General features: G+C 55.1%; 22 protein-coding genes. 4 read left to right on the top strand and 18 right to left on the bottom strand.

Features of this window, described 5'->3' with window-relative positions; genetic code table 11:
- Window positions 1-135 precede the first annotated feature (135 nt).
- Complete coding sequence (locus AC2FIR_RS23120; protein WP_496763325.1) at window positions 136-513, bottom strand: hypothetical protein; 378 nt, start codon at window positions 511-513, stop codon at window positions 136-138.
- Window positions 514-783: 270 nt separating this feature from the next.
- Between AC2FIR_RS23120 and AC2FIR_RS23115 the strand changes: the two genes are divergently transcribed.
- The 4 genes from AC2FIR_RS23115 to AC2FIR_RS23100 are packed head-to-tail and all read left to right on the top strand — an operon-like array spanning window position 784 to window position 3197.
- The gene (locus tag AC2FIR_RS23115; RefSeq protein ID WP_496763321.1) at window positions 784-1299 is read left to right on the top strand and encodes an SRPBCC family protein; all 516 of its coding nucleotides are present in this window, start codon (window positions 784-786) and stop codon (window positions 1297-1299) included.
- A gap of 1 nt (window position 1300) precedes the next feature.
- Window positions 1301-1666, top strand: a complete 366-nt coding sequence (locus AC2FIR_RS23110) for an arginase family protein (protein ID WP_496747926.1) — start codon at window positions 1301-1303, stop codon at window positions 1664-1666.
- Entirely contained in the window at window positions 1666-2448 is a 783-nt protein-coding gene (locus tag AC2FIR_RS23105; protein WP_496747925.1) for a TetR/AcrR family transcriptional regulator, read from the top strand. The genes AC2FIR_RS23110 and AC2FIR_RS23105 overlap by 1 nt, the downstream gene beginning before the upstream one ends.
- Window positions 2445-3197 carry an SDR family NAD(P)-dependent oxidoreductase gene (locus AC2FIR_RS23100; protein ID WP_496747923.1) on the top strand — a complete coding sequence of 251 codons (753 nt, stop codon included), beginning with the start codon at window positions 2445-2447 and terminating at the stop codon, window positions 3195-3197. Before AC2FIR_RS23105 ends, AC2FIR_RS23100 begins: the two co-directional genes overlap by 4 nt.
- Here the strand turns inward: AC2FIR_RS23100 and AC2FIR_RS23095 are convergent.
- The 17 genes from AC2FIR_RS23095 to AC2FIR_RS23015 form a co-directional block, all read right to left on the bottom strand.
- The gene (locus AC2FIR_RS23095; RefSeq protein ID WP_170499307.1) at window positions 3194-3997 is read right to left on the bottom strand and encodes an SDR family oxidoreductase; all 804 of its coding nucleotides are present in this window, start codon (window positions 3995-3997) and stop codon (window positions 3194-3196) included. The genes AC2FIR_RS23100 and AC2FIR_RS23095 overlap by 4 nt on opposite strands.
- Entirely contained in the window at window positions 3994-4338 is a 345-nt protein-coding gene (locus tag AC2FIR_RS23090; protein WP_496747921.1) for a hypothetical protein, read from the bottom strand. The genes AC2FIR_RS23095 and AC2FIR_RS23090 overlap by 4 nt, the downstream gene beginning before the upstream one ends.
- A gap of 31 nt (window positions 4339-4369) precedes the next feature.
- Entirely contained in the window at window positions 4370-5740 is a 1371-nt protein-coding gene (locus AC2FIR_RS23085) for an aminotransferase (protein WP_496747919.1), read from the bottom strand.
- A 35-nt stretch (window positions 5741-5775) separates the two neighbouring features.
- On the bottom strand, window positions 5776-6663 hold the full coding sequence (locus AC2FIR_RS23080; protein ID WP_496747917.1) for a branched-chain amino acid ABC transporter permease: 888 nt from the start codon (window positions 6661-6663) through the stop codon (window positions 5776-5778).
- Window position 6664: 1 nt separating this feature from the next.
- The gene (locus AC2FIR_RS23075) at window positions 6665-7381 is read right to left on the bottom strand and encodes an ABC transporter ATP-binding protein (RefSeq protein WP_496763319.1); all 717 of its coding nucleotides are present in this window, start codon (window positions 7379-7381) and stop codon (window positions 6665-6667) included.
- On the bottom strand, window positions 7378-9168 hold the full coding sequence (locus tag AC2FIR_RS23070; protein ID WP_496747911.1) for a branched-chain amino acid ABC transporter ATP-binding protein/permease: 1791 nt from the start codon (window positions 9166-9168) through the stop codon (window positions 7378-7380). The genes AC2FIR_RS23075 and AC2FIR_RS23070 overlap by 4 nt, the downstream gene beginning before the upstream one ends.
- A gap of 226 nt (window positions 9169-9394) precedes the next feature.
- Window positions 9395-10579, bottom strand: a complete 1185-nt coding sequence (locus AC2FIR_RS23065) for an ABC transporter substrate-binding protein (protein WP_170499301.1) — start codon at window positions 10577-10579, stop codon at window positions 9395-9397.
- A 437-nt stretch (window positions 10580-11016) separates the two neighbouring features.
- Window positions 11017-12636 (bottom strand): MFS transporter, encoded by a 1620-nt coding sequence (locus tag AC2FIR_RS23060; RefSeq protein ID WP_170499300.1) that lies wholly within the window; start codon window positions 12634-12636, stop codon window positions 11017-11019.
- The gene (locus tag AC2FIR_RS23055) at window positions 12636-14192 is read right to left on the bottom strand and encodes a diaminopimelate decarboxylase family protein (protein WP_496747906.1); all 1557 of its coding nucleotides are present in this window, start codon (window positions 14190-14192) and stop codon (window positions 12636-12638) included. Before AC2FIR_RS23055 ends, AC2FIR_RS23060 begins: the two co-directional genes overlap by 1 nt.
- Window positions 14093-15253, bottom strand: a complete 1161-nt coding sequence (locus AC2FIR_RS23050) for an arginase family protein (protein ID WP_170499298.1) — start codon at window positions 15251-15253, stop codon at window positions 14093-14095. The genes AC2FIR_RS23055 and AC2FIR_RS23050 overlap by 100 nt, the downstream gene beginning before the upstream one ends.
- Window positions 15254-15281: 28 nt before the next feature.
- Complete coding sequence (locus AC2FIR_RS23045; RefSeq protein WP_170537771.1) at window positions 15282-15878, bottom strand: cytidine/deoxycytidylate deaminase family protein; 597 nt, start codon at window positions 15876-15878, stop codon at window positions 15282-15284.
- Between the two features lie 10 nt (window positions 15879-15888).
- Window positions 15889-16632, bottom strand: coding sequence for an SDR family NAD(P)-dependent oxidoreductase (locus AC2FIR_RS23040; protein WP_170499296.1), 744 nt, complete (start codon window positions 16630-16632; stop codon window positions 15889-15891).
- On the bottom strand, window positions 16629-17366 hold the full coding sequence (locus tag AC2FIR_RS23035) for a DUF1989 domain-containing protein (protein ID WP_496747902.1): 738 nt from the start codon (window positions 17364-17366) through the stop codon (window positions 16629-16631). Before AC2FIR_RS23035 ends, AC2FIR_RS23040 begins: the two co-directional genes overlap by 4 nt.
- A gap of 49 nt (window positions 17367-17415) precedes the next feature.
- Window positions 17416-18216: an SDR family oxidoreductase gene (locus tag AC2FIR_RS23030; RefSeq protein WP_170499294.1), complete on the bottom strand. Its 801-nt coding sequence runs from the start codon at window positions 18214-18216 to the stop codon at window positions 17416-17418.
- 63 nt (window positions 18217-18279) lie between these two features.
- The gene (locus AC2FIR_RS23025) at window positions 18280-19422 is read right to left on the bottom strand and encodes an Ldh family oxidoreductase (protein ID WP_170499293.1); all 1143 of its coding nucleotides are present in this window, start codon (window positions 19420-19422) and stop codon (window positions 18280-18282) included.
- A 32-nt stretch (window positions 19423-19454) separates the two neighbouring features.
- Window positions 19455-20225 (bottom strand): SDR family oxidoreductase, encoded by a 771-nt coding sequence (locus AC2FIR_RS23020; protein ID WP_170499292.1) that lies wholly within the window; start codon window positions 20223-20225, stop codon window positions 19455-19457.
- Between the two features lie 227 nt (window positions 20226-20452).
- Window positions 20453-21460: an AraC family transcriptional regulator gene (locus AC2FIR_RS23015; RefSeq protein ID WP_496763317.1), complete on the bottom strand. Its 1008-nt coding sequence runs from the start codon at window positions 21458-21460 to the stop codon at window positions 20453-20455.
- Between the last annotated feature and the right edge of the window lie 169 nt (window positions 21461-21629).

Below are 21629 nucleotides of genomic sequence, written 5' to 3'. Positions count from 1 at the left end.
GGCCGGACACATGACTGCTTCTGACAAATGCGCAAATCAGATCAAAAATGTCTTGCTAGGAAGGAGCCATCCACACATGTCATTCGCTGCAACTTGCTTGAACGACCGCTCTGCAAGCCAAAGCAGGCTTCGGCCTTAGAGAAACTGCGCCCACTCGTCATCGACTTCGTCGTCTGGCATCTGAATGTTGCTCCTGTTCGTCGGACATCCACCTAAAGCACTGACGTGCAATCTAAGCTCGCATAGCACAGAAGCGGTCACCACATCTTCTTCCCGAACCCTTGCTCGTAGAATGCAGGCCGATTCAAGCAACGCGCGGTCGCTGTAAACGAGCCACGGCAGTTCTTCTGCGAAGGCTATCCATGCTTCTTTCTGTGTTTCACTGAGATAATCTGGAGGCTCGCCAAGTTCAGCCAGCCCCCGGGGCTCGTTACGGCCTCTGTAGCGCTCTGGGTGCTTGTCATAGGCCCCTGTCAGCTTGGCCTTGGCGATAGGTGTCTTAGGTCTTGGCATGCTCTACCTCAAATTTCTGAATTGGGGATGTGTGCAAAGAGTGGGGGCGACGGTTTCTCAATTGATTGTCCCGGATAACAAACCATCCCTCCCATAGACCGGGGCAGTGACAGGAGGTGAGGTGCACGCTCCGACTGCGGGTGCCCGCCTCAAGCAAAGTTAATCTGACAAGACCTTAAAATTTCCGAGTCCGCCTGTAAAACTCGAGTTAACTTGATTTTTTCTTAACACCTGTTATTGTCAATTCTCGACAGTATGAGGTAGAAAACGATGCACGGTCGGGAGCAGACCATCGCAGATTTCACCACGGCGCCTGAGCGACAGCGCGCGGTGATTGAATTTTCCGGCAAAACGGGCGAAGAGGTTTTCGAGATCATATGTGACCCTGACCGGATCACCGATTGGTACCTATTGGCCAAGCAAGTGCATCACCACGAACCAGGCCCCGACGGTGAGACCCGCTTCAATGTGGAGTTCACTTTCTTCGGTGACGTTTTCGAAGAGGTCATGCTTTGGGATGCGCCGCGCCGCTATATCTACAAGGCCGCCGGCCCCGGGTTTCCAATCAGGGACTATGTTGCACAAATCGCTGTCGAGATGACAGGCCCCGATTCAGGACTCATGAACTGGACAATGCATTTTGACGAGATTGAAGGAAAGGAATTCCAGCGCATCCTACCGATAATTCTACAACCGATCAACGAGAAGTCGATGGAGAAACTGGCTCCGATGCTGGGTGGCCGAGTAGTCGAGTGCAGCATGAATTTCACCGGGTTTGGAGCGTGACATGAACGAGCCGCCCAATATGTGTTCACTGCCGCGCTCGGGTAGAAACCTCGAGGATGTGGCTGACCACGTGGATGCGGCCCTGGCGGACATGATCGGCGAAAGTGCCAGGAAACTAGCGGCAACCACGGTTTTGGGTAAAACAGGTCCGGCACAATTTGGGCTGGAGCCGCAACAGGTGCGCTCATTGATCCTGCGTGCCCGGGAAATGAATGTCATCGGGGCAGACATGGTCAAATCAAACCCCGATCGCGATGAGAACGGATACTGCGCCCACATAGTGGCGGCGCTTTTTCTGGAGTTGCTTTGTCTTCTCTCCGACAATATCGAGACAAGGGACGCTACAAACGGCGCGACGGTCTGGTAATGCTGGGGCTAAGACCAAGTTCACTGGCAGGAGCACAAATGCTGCCATGCACGGCAAGGGTCAGGTGTGCTGGTTTTGGCGGATGGTATCTGAAGAAAAGCGAGGAAACCCAAGTGAACACAAGACAAGTCATAGGGCTGCGCCGGGAAGTATCGTCGAAGCAAGAGCGCGGTGTTCGTCGGCGCAAGCGGCTTGTCGAAGCGGCACGCCACTTCCTTAAGACACGGGATCCACAAGAAATCTCGTTTAAGGACATTGCGAAGAAAGCAGACGTGCCAGAAGGCTCAGCCTATCATTTCTTCGCAAACAAATATGACGTGTTCAGCGCCCTAGCGATGGAATTGGGTGAAGCATTCGGGACAGAAGCCGCCAAACCAATTGAAAAAGACAATTCCGGCACATGGCAGAACTTTGTGGCCTCACTGATCGACCGCTCTGCCGCAATATATCGATCCGATCCGGTTGCTCGCAAAGTCCTTCTTGGAGCGACGATGCCGCATGAGGTCAAAAACGTCGACAAGGAAAGCGTCGAGGCTTATATCGCGACGTTGGAAGCAGGGTTTCACGAATTGTTCGTGATGCCGAAGATCATGAATTTCTCCCAAAGGCTGAAATACACGGTTACCATGATCGATGCGATTTTCGAACTTGATCACAATGTAAACGGCAACCTTTCTGATGAGATCGTTGAAGAGGCCAAGCTCGCGATGATCGGTTACTTGTCCAACTTCATTCCGCCGGTTCTGGAACTGAAAGATAGAAATGAAGGATCAGACAAATGACAAAGCTGTTTTCTCTTGAAGGCAAAACGGCGATTGTCACGGGTGGCGCTCAGGGCATTGGTGCGGCGATTACAAGACGCCTGCGTGAGGCTGGTGCATCCGTGATCATAGGCGACCTTAACGTCGATATTGCGGACAGGATGTCGAAAAAGACTGATGTCAGCCGCGAAGATGGTGTTCAGGCGCTTGTTGACCATGCCCTTGTCCAAACCGGGCGGTTGGACATCGTGGTAAACAATGCTGGGGTACACAGTGGCTACGATACGCTGGATCAGGCCGACGAGGCCGATTTGGCCAAGTGCTTCGCGGTCAACACAAACAGTGTGATGTTCGCCACGAAACACGCGGGCCCCAAGCTGGAGGATGGCGGGGCTATCGTGAACATCTCGTCCGTCAGCGCAGTGTTGGGTGTGTCCAGCCTTGGAACCTATGCAGCATCTAAATCAGCCATTCTCGCGCTGACCAAGGTGGCCGCTATGGAACTTGCGTCGCGTGGTATTCGGGTCAACGCAATCTGTCCCGGATCGGTGCGCACGCCGATGGCGCTTGCGAATGGTGGCGAGGACCTGCTCGCCGTCGAAGCTGCAGCAACTCCCCTTAGCCGCATCTGCGAGCCCGAGGAAGTGGCTGCCCTTGTGCATGCGCTGGTTGCCAACGATTGTGCATTCCTGACAGGGCAGGCGATCAATCTGGATGGCGGTCTGTCGGCAGGGATCAGCGATGGAGTCTGGCAGGCGGTTGCGGGCTAAAGCCCGTTGAACATTCCGCCTGACACCGTGAGCGTTTCTCCAGTGACGTATGACCCAGCTGGTCCAGCCAGGTAGGCAGCAACCTGACCAATCTCGGATGGTTCTGCGGCACGGCCTAGAGCTATTGTTGCAGCCTCGTGGGCTTCTGCCTCTTCTACTGAAATGCCTTCTGCCGCAGCAATGTCCTCCATAACCGTTTGCATCATGTCGGTGCGCACTGAACCAGGACAAATGGCGTTCACGCGGATGTTTTCGGGGGCGAGTTGTAGGGCAAGCTGTTTAGTCATGCCGACCACGGCAAATTTCGACGCTGTATAGCAGGCCGGGATCAGTGGGATGGCTCTTAGCCCGGAGAGTGACGCCACATTTACGATAGCTGCCGCGTCAGACTTGCGAAGTTCGGGGATAGCCGCACGGCAGAAATTGGCAACGCCACGCAAATTCACGTCGAGCGACAGGGTCCAGTCCTTCTCGGTCAGTTCCAGAAAGTCCGGCGAGCCGCGTCCGACGCCGGCATTGTTGACTAAAATGTCGAGCCCGCCGAACTCGGCAACGGCACAACCAACAGCGGCCTCGGCATCGGCAGGGCGCGTCACATCGGCCTCGCAGAATACTACTTTCCCAGCACTTTCGCCGAACTGCGATTTGATGCTCTCCTGTGTCTCGGCTCCGGCCTTGTCGATCATCACCACATTGGCGCCCCGCTCGACTAGTGCGACGGCAATGGCGCGCCCAATGCCGCGTGCACGTCCCGCTCCGGTCACCAGGGCCGTTTTTCCAGTCAGTTCCGCACCGCTCATACCATCGCTCCTAGGTTTGGGTTGAAGGCGTTTCGTTCCGCCTCAATGTCGACGTTGGATCTGGTTGCAATCGATGGGTGGGCCGTACAGTGCGACTGGAGGATTTTCACATCGCCACCTTTGCATTTCTTTCCAGCCTTTCTCACCGGGCATACGGATTTCATCCCCCCCGGGCGTGGCTTCTCCCCCTTGCAGGCACGCACTAAACGATCAGAACGGTCCTGCATTTCTTCCAACAGGCCTAATATCGACGGTTCGATCACCATCACGGTGCTGCCACCCACCGAGCCGACCTGCTGAGGCTCCAACAGCCGCTGGGCGCCTTCGATCGATTTGCTCATGTGTTTCTCCTTTGGCACCGATGCCGTGCACTCAGATGTCGGCCTGCACTTCCGAAAGGGCTTCGGATAGGGTCGCGATGATGGTGTCGATCTGTACTTTGTCGATGATGATTGGCGGCGACAGCACGATGCGGTCGCCGACCGGACGGACGATAACTCCCTTTTCCACGCATTTGCGGAACACCCGGTCTCCTGTCTTGGCGCTGACGGGCATTGGGGCTTTAGTCCTTTTGTCGGCCACCAGGTCTACCGCCAGCATCAGACCGTCGCCGCGCACGTCACCCACCAGAGGTGAGTTCAAAAGGCTTTGTGCGCTCTGTTGCAGATATGGTCCGACGTCGGCTGCATTACCCAGCAGGTTCTCCTTTTCCATGATCTCGACGTTCTTCAGCGCCGCCCTGCAGGCTACCGGGTGGCCGAAATAGGTCAGCCCCATTGAGAACACACCGCCTTCGCATTGAGGCTTGCTAATCACCTCGTAGATCTCATCGGAAATCAGGGTCGCCCCCAAAGGCACATAGCCTGAGGTGATGCCCTTGGCCGACACCAGGATGTCGGGCTGATAGCCGAATACGTCTTCAGATGCGAACCAATGGCCGAGACGCCCGAAGGCGGTCACAACCTCGTCGGCGATGTAGAGCATGTCGTACTTCTTACAGACCTCCCACATCCGACGGTGATAACCCTTTGGGGCCACCAGTACTCCACCGGCGCCCATTACGGGTTCGGCAATGAAGGCTGCGACATTGTCTGGACTCAACTGCTCAATGCGGTTCTCGAATTCCTGCACGAGGAAATCGCAATAGGAGCCCTCGGCCATGTTGTCGGGCTTGGCATACATGTTTGCCGCCGAGACATGGTGAATGAAGTCCTGCCCGATGCGATCAAAGCTGGTCTTCGTGGCATGGATGCCGGTTAGCTCTGCGGCCACATAGGTGGCCCCGTGGTAGCCGTTGTTGCGGCTGATGATTATCTTCTTTCGGTGCAGTCCGCGCATAGTGTTGTAGTAGTGTACGAGCCGAATGGCCGCGTCATTGGCCGTCGAGCCGCCACAGGTATAGTAGACATGGTTCAGATTGCCGGGCGCATGGGCAGCGAGCCAAGCTCCGAGTTCCGAGGCAGGTTCGTTGGTCGAATGACCAAACGGATTGTAATACTGCATCTGCATGACCTGATCGGCGATGGCCTCGGCCATGTCGCGGCGACCATGCCCGATGTTGACGCACCAAAGCCCAGCTATACCGTCAAGGAATTGCCGGCCCTGATCGTCGTTGACGTGCATTCCTGACGCGCCAGAAATCACCTGGCTGCCCTGGTCATGGAAGGTCGAGAAATCGGCATAGGGGTGCAATAGGTGGTCGCGATCCTGCGCCCAGGCGGTGCTTTGGGGGTGGGTGGTCATGTATGTAACTCCCGTAAGATTTTGCTTCAGCCACATCACCGCGCACGTTCGAATTTTGAACCGGTGATGCCATTCGGTGCGAACAACAGGAACGCAACCAGTAGTGACAGGACCAACGGATCGCGGAACAACAGCGCCTCACCGGGCAGAATGGTCTGGAACACCGATTCCAGCACACCCAGGATGATCCCGCCAAGAACTGGCCCATAAAGGCTGCCTGTTCCACCCACGATGGCTGCGATCAGCGCCTTGATCAGCGGGTTCATCGACATCAGTGGATCGACCGAACCTCTCTGGGCTATTATGAGGACACCGGCAATCCCGGCCAGAATACCAGCGATGAAGAAAGCGGTGGCGATCACCCGGTCAGCGTTGATGCCCATTAATCGGGTGGTGTCGAAATCCTGCGCTGCCGCCTGCATTGCAAGGCCGAGCGTCGTGCGCCGCAAGAACAGTGTCAGTGCGACCAGGGCCAGAACGGTGACGACAATGGCGATGGTCTGGCCAGCGCCAAACACCAAGCCACTGACATTGAACGAGCCGGACAAAAACGATGGTAGCGGCACCGGCTTGGGCCGCGCATCGATCGCGATCTGCAACACCACGTGGATGGCCGCCGACAAAGCGAACGAGGTCAGAAGCAATGTATCGTAGCTCGCCCCTCGCATCGGCCTGAACGCCACCCGCTCCATCAGCACCGAACCAATCCCGGCAACAATAACGCCGATGCCCATAACCAGTGGCCAAGGCAGGCCGAAACCGATCGCAAAGAACATGCCGTAACCGCAAAGCGTCAGCAGATCGCCATGAGCGATGTTAAGAAAGCCCATTACCGAATAGACCAGCGCGATGCCGATCGCCAGAAGGGCATAGGTCCCGCCAAGGCTGAGTGCGTTGACTGCAAACTGGAATAGATCTGCCATGTTACCCTCCCAGGTAAATCGACTTGAGGTCCACGCCTTTAAGAAACTCGGCTGCGGTGCCTTCACGTGTCACGTTGCCCAGTTCCAGAAGATATGCCCGGTCCGCAATAGCCAGAGATTGAGCGACATTTTGTTCAACCAGCAGAATGGTCGTGCCTTCGTCCCGTAGACGGTCGATCAGGTGGAAAACCTCTCCAATGATTACCGGAGCAAGGCCCAGTGAAGGCTCGTCCAGAATGAGCAGTTTGGGATGCGACATCAGCGATCGGGCGATTGCCAGCATCTGCTGTTCTCCGCCTGACAGGGTGCCCGCCATCTGATCCGAGCGTTCCCGCAGGATCGGAAACTGCTCCAGCATCCGCTCCATGCTCTCGTTCTGATTCTCGTTCTTGGTCGTTGCCCCGCCCAGGATCAGGTTGTCACGCACCGAAAGGTTGGGAAACACGTTGCGGCCTTCTGGCGTCAGGGTCAGACCCATTGGCACAAGCTTTTCCGTGTGCGCACCAGTGATGTCTTGCCCAAAGAATTTGACTTTGCCGGAATAGGTCGGGGTCAAACCCACCAATGCCTTTAGGAGAGAAGATTTTCCGGCACCATTCGCCCCCAGCACGGTTACGATTTCACCTTGATGCACATTCAGGCTCACGCTTTTGACAGCAGTGACGGCTCCATATTTCACGACGATATCGTCGACGGTCAGAATGGGCTGGCTGGTCATAGGTCACCTGCCTTTCCGGCGGCCATCTTCGGCTGGTCTTCTTCGCGGCCTATATAGGCCTCAATCACTTCGGGGTTGGACTGGATCTCCTTCGGTGTGCCTGTCGCAATCAGGTTGCCACGGTTCAGCACCACAATCTTGTCGCACATGGTCATGATCAGCGGCAGATCATGTTCGACGATAATGATGCCGATGCCCAACTCGTCACGGATATTCGTGAGCAACTGCCGCAGATCATCCGTTTCCTCGTGGTTCATCCCAGCAGCCGGTTCGTCTAGCAACAGGAATGTCGGAGCCAGGGCCAGGGCTCGAGCGATCTCGACCCTGCGCTGGTCACCATAGGCCAGCTCATTCGGTCGCAACTCCGCAAACTGTCGGATTTTTAACCGGTTAAGCCAGCCCATGGCCCGAGCCTCGATCGCCTCGTCACCCGGTGCCATTACGGCGAGCGGCAACATGACGTTTTCCAGGACGGTCAACGTGTTCGCCAGCTTGATTTGCTGGAATGTACGTCCAATTCCCCCTCGTGCCAGCCGGTAGGCTGGCCAGAGTGTTGCTTCCAGACCATCGACGCTTATCGATCCGGATGTTGCGAAATATGTGCCCATCGTGGTATTTATGAGCGTTGATTTCCCGGCGCCGTTTGGGCCGATCAGGCCGAGGATTTCGCCGGGATGAACGGAGAAGCTCGCCTCGTTTAGGGCCTTCAAGCCACCGAATTCCTTTGTCAGCCCGTCGATCTTCAGCTCACCGTTGGAATGCAGGTCGATCTCGTGGGTTTCCAGAGCCCGGGGCGGATTGGGCAGCAGACGAGCTAAGACCGCCTCTTTCAGGCCGAACATGCCGTCCGGATTGAAATACAGGATCGACAGGATCGCGAAGGACAGCACCAATTGGGTCGCTCCGAAGAGCGGCGGTACTTCAAACGATCCGATGACAAACCCACCCTCAAATTCTCGCACAAAGATGATTAGCCCGGTTACGAGCACGGCACCAAAAAACGCACCGGTGACGGAGCGCTGCCCGCCAAGAACCATCATCGCGATCAGTTCGATCGTGAAGACCAGGTAGAAGTTGCGGGGGCTAGCAGCGCCGACAACATGCACCATCGCGGCGCCGGCCGCGGCGGCGAGAACAGCACCGATGACCCATGCAAGATGGTTGAGACGCTTGGTGTTAACACCCATGGCTTCGGCCGATGTCTTATCGTCCCGCGCAGCACGGGTCTGGAGGCCCAGGCGGCTTTCCTTAAAACCGACAGATACAACAATCGCCGCAATAGCCACTCCAAGCAGGAGCCAAGGTGAGGAAAACCTTGGCATGCCGTAGATCGAGGTCAGCCCGTTGGTCCAACCCTTGGCGGCCAAAATCACTGTTTGCACAATCAGCAGAAGCGCGAAGGTCGAAATGATGACGCCATCATATCCCAGTCGCACAATTATGAAACCCACAAGCCAAGCCATGATACCTGCGATAAAGATGGCGATCAACATCGCACAAACGATGTCAAGATTGGTGGCGTAGAGCCAGTCGGGCAAACCTTTAAGAACCGATTTCTTGACCGCCGGGTTAATCGTGAACAGGGCCGACACATAGGCGCCGATCGCGATGAACGCCACATGGCTAATGTTCATTTTGCCAGTGTTGCCGGAATAGACCTGAAGCCCGAGAACGGCGATGACATTGACGATCAAAAGCCAGACCTGGCTACGGTCGGTTTTGGAAATAACGCCACCAGAACGCAGCCATTCCGCTCCAAGGACGATCAGGATCAATATGCAAGACAAGATGAGCGTCGTTTGCAATGCCCGAGCGTGCCTGCGTTCCCATGTAAACCTTCTATTCGCCGACATGTTCCTGAACCTTACTTCACCGGGGCTGGTCATGCTTCGCGGACATTATAGGTCACAGCTTAGGATCGCAGTGCCGTTGAATGCCCGACGGGATAACTTTGGACAAGTTGAAGCTATTGGTGGTGGGTGCAGGGCGATGCCTGCATCCGTCCAGTCGGTTTTACTCGATTGCAGCGGGAATATCTGCCGGATCAACACGTGCCGATCCTAGATAGACCCGCGCACCATCCTTCAGTTCTACAAAGTGGTAATCGGCAAGCGGTTGCGAACCGATACCCTTCCAGGTCAGCTTGGCGGTGCCGGAATCGTAATTCTCGAGATTTGAAATCCAATCGTTCAGAACCGGTGCCTCGGTTGAACCGGTCGCGATCACAGCTGCTTCAACCAGCTTGGCCGAAGTATAGCCCCAAGCGGTGAAAGCATCGAGCGTCATCTCAGGTCCATATGCCGCGCGGATTGCACCAACGAGATTGGCAAACTGTGGGGCATCCGAGATGCCTTCAGGCAAAGTGGTGAAATGATAGATCCCGCTTACGGATTCACTCAGCGGAACGACGGACGGCGTGTCGATCCCGTCTCCGACGATGAGTTTCGATGTGATGCCGGCGGCGCGCAATTGCTTGGCAAAGACCGGGAAATCCGGTTCGAACATGTAGGTCATGATCGCATCCGGTTGAGTTTCCATATTCTTGATCTGCTGCACGATGGTGCCAAATTCTCCCTGGAAAAGGTTGAACGACGCCTCGCCAACAATCTTGCCCCCTTTCTTTTCGAAGATCTCAGCGAAGTAGCGGGGCGAGTTCGCGGTGAAGGGGTCATCTGGCGAGACGACGAGAAAGGCTGTTTCGATGCCCAGACTTTCGCGCGCGAAGGTCGCGAGCGCCGATCCTGATTGATTGTCGCCGGGCCCAAGGGTTTTGACATAGTCGCCTGCTACGGCCTGAAAACTGGGGTTGGTCGACGCCGTCAGGGCCAGCTTCTCCGCAGCCGAGATCATCGGGCCCGCCGCGAATACATCTGCTGTACCGGACGAGATGAACAGAACCTCGGCACCGTCGTCGATCATTTCCTGCGACAACAACATCGACTGGGCTGCGTCGGACCGGGTGTCCTTCTGGATCACGTTGATTTTGATGCGCCCATCAATGCCCCCGGCTGAATTGATCTCTTCAACGGCAAGAAGAAAGCCGCCAGCCAGCGCCTGATCAAAAAGCGCCATGAACTCAGTCTGGGCGACGGGCATCCCTACTGTCAGGGTTTCGTCTGCTGCCATGCTTGTTGATCCTACCAATCCGGCAAGACCAGCACCGACCGCAACTCCTACGGTGTTTCTCCAGAATTTCATGTCTTCCTCCCAGTGCCCGGAAGCGGTAGGCTTTTGCGTTGTTCCCCCAATGGCGCTGAAACGGGCTCGCACAAGGCCAGCGACTCTTGCGCCACGGTGAGTTTTTACGCGGAGATATTTCAAAAGTCAAGTTTACTCGAGTTTAAGTATTTTCACGCTCTCGAAACCAAGAAAGCCACATCAGTCTAGTTGTTGTGGTCGGAGGCAATTTTCTTAATGCTGTCACTCGGTGCCGGCACTACTAACGTCTGCTCTGCGGACCGTTCGGTAATTCTGCTCTTAACTGGATGTGAGCTTTTAGACGCGTCTTAGCCTATCGCAACTCATGGCATGCCAACTTTACCATTCGCCTCAAGTATTGGTGAACTAGATCCTGCGTTTGGCGTTGTTCGTGCTTTGTGTGCGAGACGGTAAAAGAAGGGGTATGATGTTCTTTTTTACTCCGTACTGTCTGCTTCCAGTCGCTTGGCTGGCAGAAAAAAAGAAAGAACCAAGCCAAGCCCCATACAGATCATCATCACGATCAGAGCCGTTTTCAATCCCGCGTCAGCGGCCCGACTCACGATTGCCGGGTAAGCCTGACGGGTCTTCTCCGGCAGAGCCTCGACCCATTTCTTTTCTTCAGCTTCGGATATTTCCTGGAACGTGTTTTCTAGCTCGACAATGATCGTCTGACGATCACCGTCCGAAAGTTCGACCTGCTCAATGTTGTCGAATTGATCCACCATCGATCCATAGACGGCCCCGAACAAAACCGACCCTGCGAGAGCAACGGCAAAACCTTGGCCGATGATTTCTTTCAGGGTTTCGGATAAGCCCGACGCATCGCCGGAATCCTCCGCGGCGACATCAGACATGGTCACGGAAGTGATCTGCGCCATGATGGAACCCATGCCGCTCCCTAGGACAATCATTGGTATCAGCAAGGTTGTCGTGGACATTTTCATCGAAGCCGCTTCGCTGACCCACCATAAGGCGGCAATGGTCACGGCGCTGCCTGCAATTATTATCCATTTTGGTGCGATCTTCGCCCCAAGGCTGGACGTACCAAAAGAGACGATCGCATAGGCCGCCGAGAACGGCAGAAGGGTCAGTGCGGTCGACAGACTGTCAAACTTGACGCCCGCCTGCAGGTAGACGGACAGAGCAAACAGCGTCCCCGCGGTTACTAGGAATAGCAGGGCGCCGATCAGCATCCCGACGGTGAATGTTCCGTTGCTTAGGATGCTGATATCCATCAGGGGGCTCTTCCCGGTCGCTTTTAACCGCGCGCCGCGCAAGACAAACAGCAGTAGTAGACCGATACTGATTGCATAGAGGTACGGGACGATGGATAGTCCTCCCAGCGGAAGCGGTGACCCGCCAAGTTCGAACGGTCGCTTGGCTGTCCACCATCCGTACTGGCTGGCCATGGTGGTCGCGATCAGGAAGATACCGAAGCCAAGTAACGATAGCAGAACGCTTTGAATGTCGATACTGACACTATCGTTCTTATCCGTTTCCGGCATGCTCAGGGCCAGCAAGAACGTTAGAACACCGGCAACAGGAGAAATCGCAAGCGCGATCCGCCAGCCAAATTCATTGGACAGCGCCCCTACAATTAAGGGCGCAACCGCGGAAATGATTGAGAGAACCGCACCGTAGATGCCAAAAGCTGCGGCGCGTTGTTCGCCTTTGTAGAAATACATAATCAGAGCTATCGAGGTGGGAATGACCAGAACCATTCCAAACGGCCAGATCAGTCCCCAGGCGACCGTGAAGATTTGTATATTCGGGGATAATAGGACGACAACGAGCCCGATAGTGTAGATTGCAACCCCAGCCGCAAACACCTTTTTTTTGCCGAGCTTATCTCCCAGCTTGCCTGCTGTCACCATCAGTGACCCGGCAATGAGCGAAGCGGACACAATCACGAACTGGACGTTTGCAACAGTGGTTTGCAAATCCTGAACAATTGCTCCGATCAGGACATTTACACCGAAGCTAGTCACATACATCATGATCATTGAGCCGATGATGACAAACAACGGCATCCACGAAGTGCGCTCAGCTGTCATCAGACATCCTCCAGCCGCTCTGGCACCACGTCACGGGCAAATACTTGGTCAAGATCTTCTGGCATTTTCACCCATTCGGCCTTGTCGCCGTTAACCAGAACGGTGCCAGGACGCGGAAGGCAGTTGAAGTTACATGCGTAGACTTCGATGTAAGAGCCGGTGTTAAGAAATGCCAAAACATCGCCGGTCTTCACACCGGCCGGTACCGGTCCCTGTTCCATCAGGCATTCATAGTTGCAGGTCAAACCGACAATATCGGCGGTTTCGGTTGCCGGCAGCCCCGCCTTTGTGGCGATCAAATAAGGGAATGGAGGCGCGACGTTCAGCCCTCCAATTCCGAGAAATACCTCAGAGGTGTCGGTCTCGATCCAACTACGTTTCATGTTCTCGGTTTCGTGCTTGACGTTCAACACCTTGGACAGGTGAATACCGGTTTCGTTGTGCAGCGCTCGCCCTGGTTCAACTTCTATCACCATGCCCTCGGTAGACAACCCGTGAGAGTGCATCGCATTGCGGAATGATGAGCAGCAAGTCTCGGCGAATTCTTCGACAGTAGGGCTTTGGTAATCCGTCACCGCCACACGACTTTCTATATCCGTTTCTGCTGCAAAACCTCCACCAAAGCTGACAACCTTCGGCGCCCAGCCGCCGCCCAGACCATCGCTAACTCGCTTGATCCAAAGCGCATAAGATTCCATGAATGCGACCCAGTCATCCAGACGCTTGGAATGCCGCCCGATATGAATATGCGCGCCCACAGGGTCGACATTGGGACATTCAGCAAACCTAGGCAACATAGCCATTAATTCCGACGTAGGGATACCATACTTCACTGTCTGGGTCATGTCGCGGATGAGACGTGACGGATGGAAGTCCGACAGAGAATCCAAACCCTCCAGATATGGTTTCATGCGGATTACGGCCTTGGCCCGCTTGCCGAGCGCCTTGGCCTCTTCCTCGCAATAGGTCAGTTCGGTCGGGTTATCCAATACGATGTAGCAACCAAGTTCTATTGCGCGACGAATAATATCACGCCCTTTGGCCGATCCATTCACTGCGATGTTTTCGGGCGCTACACCGCCGCGCAAAGCGCATTCCAATTCTCCAAACCCGAAAGTGTCACAGCAGATGCCTTCGCGGGTCAGAACCCGTCGGATTGCAGTGATTGGACTCGCCTTAACCGCAGCCATGACCTTCACCGAACCTTCGGGCCAGTGTTTCTCGAAGCTGTCTTTGTAGGCGCGGGCATTTTCCACCAGTTTTGCTTCGGAAACCACAAAAATTGGACTGCCGAATTTTTCGACAAGATCGTCAGCGCTGCAATCCTCGATAAAAAGCTTGTCGTTCCGTATGCTCAAGGGAGCATTTACTTTTTCGGTGATCATGTCGTTCTCCTGGTATTCAAGAAAATCGTAGGCAGGTATGAAAAGCTCCGTTCCACCCTGCCATGTTGTTGTCACAGCGATACGTTGCCAAAGGCCTGTGGCCAAACAGTGACTTCTCGCTTGCCTTTTCGCTTCGCCACATCGGCGGCTAGCCAACACAACATCTTCCAACCAAAAGCGGTCGCGTAGTAACCGAATGTGCGGACTGGATCGTTTTGCGGCGCGTACTCCATAATATCGCAACCGACCAGATTGACTTTACCGCTGGCGCGTACTTCGCGTAGCACGTCCCAAACCCAGCCAGCGTCCAGGCCGAACGGCTCAACCGCCGACGAGGCTGAATTATAGATCGCATCCAGGCCATCCAAGTCCATTGTAATGTAAGTCGGTCCGTCGCCTACAACATCGATGATCTTTTGCGCCATGTCCTTGGCCGCCATTGCTCGAGCTTCATCGGCAGACACTGCCGTAACACCAAATGCAGCAGCATGCCCGCCAACCAAGCCGGTCATCCGACCACGAATACCGATCACAATATGCCGGTTGGGGTCCACATAGCCATCGGCGTAGTTGCGCGAGAACATCGCACCCGAATGGTAGGGATAAGGGAAATCCGCATAAGTAACGAGATCGTAATGCGCATCAAAATGGATTACGCTCAGTGGACCGTGGCGCTTTCCTAAGGCTCGCAGCGGTGGATAGGACGCCGTGTGGTCACCGCCAATCGAGAAGACAGCACAGCCGGCCTCGTTAACGATCTTGTCGTAGTGTTCCATGATGTGCTCGACCTCTGAAGACAGGTCAAATTGGCCGTACGTGTCAATATTTCCGTAGTCCATGATCCGCGCCTCATCAAATGGCACGTCAAAATCACCATCCAACCAGGGTTCGGTGGTTCCCATATAGTTCTTGGAAATCTCACGGAAAACCTTGGGTCCATACTTGTGTGACGCGTTCATCGGTGCTGATTTTTCCAGCGGCTCGCCCACGATTACGATGTCAGCGTTTTCTACATCACGTCCGAAAGGCGCCATGAAAGCCCCAAGGTAATCCTTGTTTATGTTCGACAGAAACTCGATGCCCTGTCCGCCGCCCATCTGCTTGACCCGCAGCAGGTGGTCCTGAACTTTCTTCGGCACGCCGTCAAAGCTGGTCCCGTTCTCGTAGTAATGCTTGAGCTTGGCCAGCTTTTCCTCCGACATCGGAGGGTAATTCATTGCCTTGTCACCCATGTTTTTCTCCTTCGAGTTGGGGTTGAATTCAGTAACGGTCGCGGAACGCCTGCACGGCCGGGCCGATGGAGATCAGCCAGATCTGGCGCGACAGTTCCTTCAGTTCCGGCGAACAGTCGGCCTCTTCGATTACCAGCCGGTCGCCCAGCCCGCGGAACCCCGGTGGCAGGCGTTCCCAGTTGGTCTGCTCGCCCGCTTCGGGCGAGGATCCGTCGCGATAGATGTAATAAGTCTTACCGACCTGGTTGAAACATATCCGGGCCAGACACATCGGGCAGGGTTCCTGCGAGGTGAAAAGCGTATAGTCCCGCATTCGGGGATTCGGCGTGTCACACAGCTGGTCCTCCAGCTGGTTCAGCAGTACCATTTCCACGTGCAGATCGGTGCGGTGATAGGGCGCCACGGCTTTGGAGATGTCGCGGTGGATCAATCCGTCATTGTGAAACAGGCAGCCGCCAACGGCGACATTCCCTATCCGTCCGGCGCGAATTGATTCCTCGAGGCAAATGATCGCCTCGTGCTCATGCTTGTAGGCGGGCTGAGGCACATAGGCTTCAAGCTTTGCCTCCAACTCATCATAGGTGAATTCGGGCTTAGCAAAATTCAGGCTGGCTTTTTCGCTCATTTCAATCCCCTTACCAATCCACTTTGTCACTTCTGGTGAAGAACCCACCGGTCGGGCCGTCGCCGGGTTCGATCAGCCACAGATAACCAGCAATGGCCTCTTCGGGGCTCATCGGCCGAGCCGCGTCACCGTAGTCCGGCAGATCCTCGTTGTGGCCCATGTCAGTCATAACCCAGCCGGGGCAGACCGAATTGATCCTTGCACCGCTCTCACGAAACTCCTTGGCGTAAAGCACTGTCATCGCGTTGAGCGCGATCTTTGAACTTTGATAGGCGGGGCAGATATCGTCCTTGAGTGGGCTTTCCGGGTCGGCTAGCTGCGTCAGCGTGGCGACCTGGGTTGCGAGGTTCAGCACCCGTCCCTTGGATGCTTTGATCAAATCCGACGTTTCTCGCGTCAACTGCCACGGCCCGAAGAAGTTGATTTCGAAATTGAGGCGCAGCGTTCCTTCCGAAACTTCAGACGGTTGTTGCATCATGTCGTTCAGTATGGCGGCGTTGTTTACCAGAACATCTAGGCGCCCCACCTCTGAACGGATATGATCGACGGCAGCGGTGATGCTCTCAGGCTTCGTCAAGTCGAGGTAGATGACGCGGATGTCGCCCGGAAACGCCCCCAACGCCACCTTGCCCGCTTCGGTGTCTAAAGCGGTAGCAAAGACGGTCGCACCTGCCGCGGCGAGCTGCCGGGTAAGCTCCAGACCGAGGCCCTGATTGGTCCCGGTCACCAGCGCGATCTGCCCGTCAAAACTCATTCCGAAGCCTCCCATATTTCAAAGCCCAAGGGACGGGCCGTGATGTTATCGGGTTCGGTCATGGGCACCGCATAGTCCCCGACCGGACAGGCCGAGACGGCCACGATCAGATTCATGTCAGCGACGAATTCCACATAGTCGCCGGGCTCTGCTTGCGACGGCATACTGTCGCCGGAGCCATCCGGCTGAATGAAGCTCGGCTGAAAAACCATGAAATTGTCGTGCAGGATATGCTCTTCACCCAAACCGAAAGGAGCGACCGCCTGCATGCCGTTGGCATGGCAGGAATTGTACTTGCCCGGACCGTTCAAGATTTCCCATTGACGGGATGTGCAATGACCGCCAAGCACAACGTGGTTATTGAAGCTCTCGGGCAATGAGGGATTGCCTGAATGCTCTAACAGCATTGTCGCCATCGGCCGCACATGCGGCATACAAGACCAGAACTGGCTGAACTTTTTGGGGTACGCCCCTTCGTGAAGAAAGGTGGTGTGGCTCATGAGATGTTCGGACGGGTCGTCGCGGTTGATGAACCAGACATCACCGATCTGACCGCCCTCAAGCTCGATGATGCGGAAGATCTGCCCCTTGTCGACAGCGAACCCTTTGCCGGAGCGGGCCGGGATCACGTCTTGGGAGACTTTGCTGAACCGGTCGCGGGCCTCATCCAGATCGAGATACCTCGGTTCGATCTCGCTGCCCATTAACATGCCGGATTGTTTGGTAATTTTCATATTCAATCCTGAAGTTGGCTTAGATGTGTTATGGAGCGCTCCTGAATACTTAGATGCCCGCGCTCATTCCGCCTGCGATGGGCACGGTTATGCCGGTCACGTAAGTTGACATTGGGCTGGCAAGCCATGCGATCACGTCGGCGATCTCGCCAGGTTCCGCCGGACGACCCATGGGAATGCCCGAATTCTCTAGCTTTGCCGCTTCCTCGACACTGATATTGTTGGCCGAGGCGATGGCTTCATAGGCCGTTTGCAGCATGTCGGTCGCAATCGCGCCCGGCGCAACAACGTTAGCGCGGATGCCCTTCGAGGCGAACTCCAGTGCCAACGCCTTGGTCGCACCGACGATGGCGTGCTTCGTCGCGATGTAAGGATAAGGCATACCCACCGAGGCACCGATCCCGGCCAGGGAGGCCACGTTGACGATCGAACCGCCGCCGCGCGCCTGCATTGACGGGATCACGCCCGCGCACAGATTGAAGGTGCCCTTGACGTTTACGGCATAATTAGAATCCCAGTCTCGCTCGGTGTTTTCCAGAAGGCTCGGCGAGCCTGCCCCGATACCAGCGTTGTTAACGAGGATGTCGACGCCCCCGTGGGAGTCAGTCACAGCAGCGACTGCCGCGTCGATCTGGTCCTGATATGCAACGTCAACGGCAACTGCCATAGCATTGCCACCTTCGGATTTGAGAGACTCCACAACTTCCTCTGCGCCGGGCATGGATTTCTCGCGGCCTGTGACGACAACAGTCGCACCCGAGGCAATCAGTTTATCGGCCACGGCCTTGCCGAGACCTTTCATTTTGGTCGCGCCGGTGACGAGGGCGACTTTGCCGGAAAGATCAATCATCTCTTTCAACTCCTATACGTCTAGAAATGGTCTGCTGCAGGGGTCGCGGCAGACCAGTTTTCATCAACCGCGCTGCGCTTCCCAGTCGGCGCGTAAGCTTTCTTCGGTCCAGCCATGGCGGCCGGCCTGGGTCTTGAAGTACGGCTCCCAGTGCGAGTCGAGCACCTTGACCTCTTCAGCACCGGCCAGCAGGCCCTTGTAGCCGCCAGTACCTGGCATGCGTGGTGAACGGGCACCCGGACGGGTCGGGCTGTCCTCGACAGCCTGGGCCATGCGGTCCGACTTTGCGAGCACGTCCGCCAGAGGGCCGAACTTCGACGGATCGATGCAGATGTAGTAGCTTCCACCAACGGACGTACCGTCTGCCTTTCCGTCCAAAATATCGCCAAGCGAGGGAACTTCCGGGGCGATGACGCCCAACGGGTTGATGATCGCAGTCATCAGCTCATTCCAGAGGTTGAGCATGTAGACGCGCGGCTCGTGCAGCTCCTGGAAGCAGGACTGGTTATAGACGCGACCATAGCCTTCGACCGGTTCAGCATAAGGTGCGAGGTCATTGCCAAGCTCGCCGGTCTCGGGGTCGATCACGGCATTGTACTTCAGCTTGGTGCCCTGAAGCACGGCCTGAGCAGTGTCAGCGTCATACCACTCGCACAGCTTGGTCGACATCCAGACCGGTGGCTTATCGCCCGAGGGGCCGATGGCATCCAGCGGCGGAACAGATAGCGTGTTGCTCATGCCGCCCAGCGGGGCACACATGGGCACCGAGTTGTTTGATGTCTGCGCCACGCAATTCTGTTGATGCGCAAGCCATGTGTAGGAACCAAAAGAGCCCGCGTCGTGGTGGTTGGCACCGAAAACGATGGAGATTCCGTGTTCCTTTGCCTTTGCGATGGCAGTGTTGGCCATCTTGGTAAGGGTCCAGTAGCCGGTCGATTTCTTGCCGTCATAGACCGCCCAGGACGGGCCTTCGTTGACAATGGTCGGTTCAGCCTTGATGTCCATCAGGCCCATCTGGTTGGTCAGGTCGATCGCCTCGTAGACACCCAGCCCCTGGTTCAGCTTGCCCTGATAGATGCCGATCATAAGCGCATCGGCAACAGCCTGACCGTGTTCATCGGAAGCACCTTCTGCCATCCAGGTCCGCTTGAGGCAGTAATGCAAGAAGTCTGCATTCGTCGTCTTTGTCTTACCGTCAGCCGCCATATCTATTCTCCTTCTATTCTTAATCGCTTGAATTACTCGGCAGCCAGTGTGTTGTAGGCTGTCATGCTCATTCCTGCGGTGAAGCCGCCATCTGCTGCGATGGCTTGGCCGTTTACGAAGTTACAATCGGGAGCCACGAGAAAATGGACGAGTGCTGCAATCTCCTCTGGCTCTGCAATTCGGCCAAGCGGAACAGCTTTGTGCTCCATTGCCAGTTGTGCCTCTCCACCTTCAGCGTGTGCCATCGGCGTATTGACCGAAGTAGGGCAAACCGCGTTAACGCGAATACCGCGCGCACCCAATTCCACGGCGGCGGTGCGGGTCAAACCAATCACGGCCCATTTTGAAGCGACGTAAGGTGCCAGATACGCTACTCCTTGAAGCCCGGCGACCGAAGCTACATTTACAATAGCGCCGCCTTCGTTCATCAAAGGCGCCGCGTGCTTGATCCCGTTAGCAACACCCATCGTGTTTATTTTGTAGTTAAAGTCGAAATCCTTGGCTTCGGACTCCGTTAGCTCACTGTAACCAGCGTTCACGCCTGCATTGTTCACGACAATATCCAGTCCGCCAAACTTGTCGTGGGTGTTATGCATTAGATCCCGGATGTCATTCTCCTTGGAGACATCACAAGAAAATGCCACCGCTCCAAAACTCTCGGCCAATTCGTCTGCCGATCTACGCCCTGCTATGGCTACGTTGGCACCCGAAGCGGCCAACCGTTTGGCAGTTGCCAGCCCAATCCCCGAAGTCCCTCCAGTAATAACAGCTGTCTTTCCTTTTAAGTTAAAGAACTGAGTCATGGTGCCCTCTCATCGGTTTTTATCTCCCGACCTCTATTTCGCCGGGATCAACAAAAAATATATGAGAGGAACTTCCTCCAACTATCAGATGGGCGCAAAGTGCTATCAGAAAAACGCCAATCTGCCTGAAAGGAATTGGACGACGTGGGACAACGAAAATGAACTGTCGCAACCCCGGACTACTGAGCCACGGCTAATAGATCTTTTTCAGAACAATCGTTCGGGCGTCAAGAACGCCTTCTAAGAGTCTCGGATGGCTTTTCTCCGTACCGGGCCTTATAGTCAACACCGAAGGCACCAAGGTGAGAGAACCCAAGTCCAAGGGCAATCTGTGTAACTCCTGCCCCGTCACTCGCATCCAAAAGGCGCTTGCGTGCCTTTTCAAGACGAATTTCCTTGAGGCGTCGCATCGGGGTAGTTCCGGTGTTTTGCTGGAAAGTGCGTTGTAGCGATCTGACGCTAACACCAATCGCCTTGGCTAACGCACCTATAGTGACCTCCTCTTCTGCATGGGCCTGAAGGAAATCTTCACATTTTCTGACTGCGCAAGGTGAGGAGAGCGAAACTTTTTTCTCAAGTTCTGCCATTCTAGAGTGAGCGAAGTTGGTCAGCAGAACATTTAAAAAAAATTCTTCGAACAAGGCAGCCGACGCTGGGCTTTTCCAGATTGAGCACCGATCCAGATTTAGTGCAATAGGTATTGAAGCAATTGCCAGAAATTCCCTGCCCGTCGCCGAGGTGAGGTCCACCAATGAAGCAAACGTGATATCTCCACCACCATCAGCCCCGATTAACTGCTGGAATCGACGCCTGAGAGCGGCTTTTTTTACTTTAAAGCTGTACGCCTCATATTCATTACTACCTGTATCTTGAAAGATTACACGTTGTCCGGAATTGAAAAAGCATCCGGTTTTGTTCGCCGATAGAATATGTGTTTTTCCAGCTGAACAGGTCTGAGCGCACCCTTCAACGGGAATTTCCAATACCACGTAATCGTCTTCGTACTGAACGTCGAATCTAGCCCCGCTTTCGATATATTGCGTATGACGAAGAAAATGTATGTCGGTAAGATTTGTCGTCTTTATCCGGAATGAAAAATTTCCACCGGATTTGCCGAATTGAGCCTTCATAGGCGCAATCGAGTTTTCGGCAAAAGCGAGCGCCTCTTCCTGGTCCGTTGTTTCATAAACGAAAGTTTCGGATAGGGAGGCCCTAGAAACGAAATCTTCGTGCATTGATTAACTTTCTCCTCTGCATGAGCAAATTGCGACACCAATAAAAGTAGATAAAATCAAGTATACAAACATCCACCAAAAACGGAAACTTTAACCGACATTCCCCAAGTGGCCTGGGTTCTGACGTTAAGGTCGCCTGACTGCGCCACCTGATCAAGCGTTTTTCCGC

Source organism: Ruegeria sp. CDSB136, from assembly GCF_059610965.1.
This window is presented reverse-complemented; position numbering and strand designations above follow the sequence as displayed.

Coding starts and splice junctions, on each gene's coding strand:
- AC2FIR_RS23105 (WP_496747925.1), top strand. CDS start 1,666: ATGCTGGGGCTAAGACCAAGTTCACTGGCAGGAGCACAAATGCTGCCA.
- AC2FIR_RS23050 (WP_170499298.1), bottom strand. CDS start 15,253: ATGGGTGACAAGGCAATGAATTACCCTCCGATGTCGGAGGAAAAGCTG.
- AC2FIR_RS23120 (WP_496763325.1), bottom strand. CDS start 513: ATGCCAAGACCTAAGACACCTATCGCCAAGGCCAAGCTGACAGGGGCC.
- AC2FIR_RS23060 (WP_170499300.1), bottom strand. CDS start 12,636: ATGACAGCTGAGCGCACTTCGTGGATGCCGTTGTTTGTCATCATCGGC.
- AC2FIR_RS23025 (WP_170499293.1), bottom strand. CDS start 19,422: ATGGCGGCTGACGGTAAGACAAAGACGACGAATGCAGACTTCTTGCAT.
- AC2FIR_RS23045 (WP_170537771.1), bottom strand. CDS start 15,878: ATGAGCGAAAAAGCCAGCCTGAATTTTGCTAAGCCCGAATTCACCTAT.
- AC2FIR_RS23115 (WP_496763321.1), top strand. CDS start 784: ATGCACGGTCGGGAGCAGACCATCGCAGATTTCACCACGGCGCCTGAG.
- AC2FIR_RS23090 (WP_496747921.1), bottom strand. CDS start 4,338: ATGAGCAAATCGATCGAAGGCGCCCAGCGGCTGTTGGAGCCTCAGCAG.
- AC2FIR_RS23095 (WP_170499307.1), bottom strand. CDS start 3,997: ATGAGCGGTGCGGAACTGACTGGAAAAACGGCCCTGGTGACCGGAGCG.
- AC2FIR_RS23110 (WP_496747926.1), top strand. CDS start 1,301: ATGAACGAGCCGCCCAATATGTGTTCACTGCCGCGCTCGGGTAGAAAC.
- AC2FIR_RS23080 (WP_496747917.1), bottom strand. CDS start 6,663: ATGGCAGATCTATTCCAGTTTGCAGTCAACGCACTCAGCCTTGGCGGG.
- AC2FIR_RS23065 (WP_170499301.1), bottom strand. CDS start 10,579: ATGAAATTCTGGAGAAACACCGTAGGAGTTGCGGTCGGTGCTGGTCTT.
- AC2FIR_RS23030 (WP_170499294.1), bottom strand. CDS start 18,216: ATGATTGATCTTTCCGGCAAAGTCGCCCTCGTCACCGGCGCGACCAAA.
- AC2FIR_RS23040 (WP_170499296.1), bottom strand. CDS start 16,632: ATGAGTTTTGACGGGCAGATCGCGCTGGTGACCGGGACCAATCAGGGC.
- AC2FIR_RS23020 (WP_170499292.1), bottom strand. CDS start 20,225: ATGACTCAGTTCTTTAACTTAAAAGGAAAGACAGCTGTTATTACTGGA.
- AC2FIR_RS23075 (WP_496763319.1), bottom strand. CDS start 7,381: ATGACCAGCCAGCCCATTCTGACCGTCGACGATATCGTCGTGAAATAT.
- AC2FIR_RS23085 (WP_496747919.1), bottom strand. CDS start 5,740: ATGACCACCCACCCCCAAAGCACCGCCTGGGCGCAGGATCGCGACCAC.
- AC2FIR_RS23035 (WP_496747902.1), bottom strand. CDS start 17,366: ATGAAAATTACCAAACAATCCGGCATGTTAATGGGCAGCGAGATCGAA.
- AC2FIR_RS23100 (WP_496747923.1), top strand. CDS start 2,445: ATGACAAAGCTGTTTTCTCTTGAAGGCAAAACGGCGATTGTCACGGGT.
- AC2FIR_RS23015 (WP_496763317.1), bottom strand. CDS start 21,460: ATGCACGAAGATTTCGTTTCTAGGGCCTCCCTATCCGAAACTTTCGTT.